Here is a 3503-nt window from a genome sequence, read left to right as displayed (position 1 = left end):
TTCTATTCTTATTCTTCTCTTCTCCGCGCAAGTTGCGGTGCAGGTGGTTGAGCAATCTGCACCGCAACTGGCTGAGCAACTTGCAAACTGACTATTGTTATTTTTCAATAGGTTGATCGTCCTCCTCTCGTTCTTTGCATCCCATTTGTCTTCCCTCTTGCGGACGCCGCTGCTGCCGCTGTCAACTTTTCATCCAACATGGGAATGCGAAGCTGGCCAGCATCGTCAGCGTAAATTCGGCCCAACCGTTTCAGTTTCTCCAGCAAGTTTGAGGTCTTCGCGGCATCCAGAGGTAAGATATCCACAAGGGTGGCAGGACCGATTGGACCGGGCGTAGAGATGTAGAATGCGATTAACAACGCCCATGCGCCGATGTCCCGCATCTCCCGAAGCCCGTGAAAGAGCGCAGTCAGGTCGTGTCGGCCAAGCTTGATCCAGTCGACCGTTACGGGGGCTGTTCGATCCCCTGGTGATGGTGGCGGGGTGCCCGCGTCCCTGGGGCTCATTGATCTGCCCGTGGGGATCAAAGTGTATCATTCGGGCTCTTACCGGTCTTCCCGGTGGCCTGGGCGGCATCGGCGAGGCGCTTCAAGTACGCTTCGCGCTCGCCGATGGGGACAAGTGTTTTGCGGCCAGATTTCAGCACCTTGATACGGCCGGCCTTCACCTCGGCATAGAAGCGGGTCTTCCCGATGGAGAGCGAATGGCAGAATTCAGCCACGGTGCAGGCCACGGGGGTGATGCGGAGTTTGTCAATCGTCATTGGGGTACCAGTGTTCGGGTTGCACTGGTCCCCAAACGTACATGGCGGTTCGCTATTGACCATTGGAGTCGCTGGGTAAAATGACTATTTTTTATTCACCACCATTTTGCGCTCCAAAAGCCGTTGACGAATATTACCTTTGTATCGGATCGAGGCTTGCCATAAACATGGTGGCTTCCGTCGTAATTGGCTTCCACCTTTTACTCTGGTTTTTTATCATAGGCCCTGTATTTTTAGCCCAGGATTTCCTCCCTTTGAGGAGTTCTGCAATCAAATTTTCGACTTGAGAATGTGTAATATATGGGTCTATCGACCTCATTATATGAAGAACCCAATATGCTGACCCCTTGTCCCCGCGAGTTAGGTATCCGCCACCGCTTTCATAGCAAAATCTGTCTATGTAAAATTTGGCTCTGCGTCGAACTTCCATTTGACGCTTCTTTGTCATGCCTGTCCTTTTGCTTGGTGATCTTCTTATCCCGTCTTTTGCCATAGCTATAAGCAATGGAAGTGCTCTCTTGCGTATGTGGTCGTAGTAATATGAATATACACGCATCTCATCATAAGTTGATATATCGTCCATATCGGCGGATTTTAATATTTCTTTATTGTTTAGTTCATCAACGAGAATATTTCTTGTATGATCCTTAATGTTCACTAATAAGAAATTCAATTCCTCGGATAAGCGGAGAATTTTTTCGATATCCGATCTTATACAAGGATATTGATCTGGATCGTTGAACTTGGAAGCCACCTCCTTCCATGTTTCAATCACCTTCTCGAGGTCATCACGAAATCTGATATCTGGATTACATGAGCGGCAAATATTTTCCCAAACACTGTCGGAGACATTATTCGACATCTGAAAGCTCCTTCACCCAACCAACCGCGCCACAGCCGCCGCCTTATGCTCCGGGGCCAAGTGGGCATAGCGTAGCGTCATCTGATAATCGGAGTGCCCCAGCAACTCCCGGACGGTGTTCAGGTCCACGCCGCGCATGACCAGCCAGGATGCGAAGGTGTGGCGCTTGTCGTGCCAGCGGAATTTCGTGATGCCGGCGTCCTTCAATACCTCCTCCCACGAGCTGCGCACATTGTCGAAGGGGCCGCCGTCGCGGCTGGGGAAGACAAGGGGGCTGGTTTCCATCCGCTGGGTATTCCAGGCGGTCAGCACCTCCATAGCGGCGCTGTTCAGGGGGATGTGGCGGGTCTTTTGGCTTTTGGCCTTGAAGCCATGGATGGTCAGGATGGCACGATCCAGATGCACGTCGTCCCATGTCAGGTTCGCCAGTTCCCCATAGCGAAGCCCGGTGTGCAGGGAGACCAGCACCATGGGTTTCAGATGGTCGGCATAGGGCACGGCCCGCAGGTCCGGCAGCAGGGGATATTTGCGCACGGCCCGCCACGCATTGGCGCTGTCCCGGCCCGTGCGCAGCCGTTCCTCGCGCGCGTCCAGGGCACACAACAGCCGCTTATACTCATCATCTGTCAGGAAGCGCACCGTGGCCCGGTCGTCAACGCGGGTGCGCTTCACCTTCTCGATTGGGTGAGTTTCGATGAAGCCCCATTGCTGGGCTTTCCCCAGCGATGATTTCAGGTCGTCCAAGTCGCGGTTGACGGTCGATGGCTTGGTGCCGGCCTTCAGGCGCTCCGACCGCCAGCGCTCCACCAGCAACGGGGTGATCTCACTGAGTTTCAGGGGACGGAATTCGGCAAAGCTGGTGTTCAGCCGCCGCAGGGTGCCCTTGTGGGTGCGGACATTGGCGATGGCCCAGCTACCATATTCCCCGTCCACGAAGCTGCCGAATGTGTGTTCCTGGGTGGGCTTGGCCACCTCAGCTGCCGGGTCCTTGCCCTGGAAGGCAGAACCCAGGATGTCCTTCGCCTGGTCACGGGCCTGCTGCGGGGTGACGACGCTGGTACGCCCCAGGCTCATCCGTTTGCCGCGCGCATATTCGACGTAATAGGTCATCGCCCCGCTGGGCTGCACCCGCAGCAGCAAACCCTTCAGCCGGGTATCCCGGACCTCATAGGGCCGGTCACCCGGTTTCAGGCTTTTGATCAGCGGCAAACCCAGCAATCCTTGCACGGCGAATCCCCGTTTAAGTGCAACGGCCCGAGCCTGCCGTAAGTGTACTGTAAGTGCAAGATTGATTTTGAACGGCGTTCTGCGCTGATGTTCGCCAAGGATCGTCGTTGGCTGATAAGTGTCATATATAACTGAAAATATTATGTTATCTGGCGTTCTTGCGCGTTCGCTGCCGTTCGTCTAAAATCCTAGGTAATGCCGCTCATAACGGTCTGGTTAGGGGTTCAAGTCCCTCCGGGTCAATAATGTTGAAAGGCCGCCTGCAACCTGATGCTGGCGGCCTTTCTGCTTTCTGTGCTGGCCGGCAATCCCGCAGATACGGTCCCGGCAGCGCATTTGTATACGAAACTCGGTCAGCATCACCCGTATCACGGGCCACGGGTTGGCGCCCTCGTCACAGCTCCTGCTGCTCCCTCTCCGGCGCGCCGTGCCCTTTCGCTTTCAGTCCGCTACCGGTTTCGATGTGGGCGAATTCATTTTCCAACGCTTGTTACAAAAAAGTTGCCCAGCCAGACGATTTGGCCTTGCCGTTATGCATACGCAGACCTTATAGAATTTATACACAACAAGCGATGGCGCTGGATGGATCGGGGGTTTTGCGGATAATTCGAATGCCGCAACCGAGATCAAATACCGGGTGCCGACAGGACA

General features: G+C 54.6%; 3 protein-coding genes. All 3 read right to left on the bottom strand.

Features of this window, described 5'->3' with window-relative positions; translation table 11 throughout:
• Positions 1-523: 523 nt before the first annotated feature.
• Positions 524-763 (bottom strand): hypothetical protein, encoded by a 240-nt coding sequence (locus Q0072_RS17065; RefSeq protein ID WP_298332708.1) that lies wholly within the window; start codon positions 761-763, stop codon positions 524-526.
• A gap of 133 nt (positions 764-896) precedes the next feature.
• On the bottom strand, positions 897-1625 hold the full coding sequence (locus tag Q0072_RS17060) for a hypothetical protein (protein WP_298332706.1): 729 nt from the start codon (positions 1623-1625) through the stop codon (positions 897-899).
• Between the two features lie 12 nt (positions 1626-1637).
• Positions 1638-2852, bottom strand: coding sequence for a site-specific integrase (locus tag Q0072_RS17055; RefSeq protein ID WP_298332704.1), 1215 nt, complete (start codon positions 2850-2852; stop codon positions 1638-1640).
• Positions 2853-3503: the final 651 nt, after the last annotated feature.

The organism is Asticcacaulis sp. (genome assembly GCF_027484505.1).
Taxonomy (GTDB): Bacteria; Pseudomonadota; Alphaproteobacteria; order Caulobacterales; family Caulobacteraceae; genus Asticcacaulis.
The sequence above is the reverse complement of the archived record's forward strand: the minus strand, read 5'-3'. Positions and strand labels throughout refer to the sequence as shown.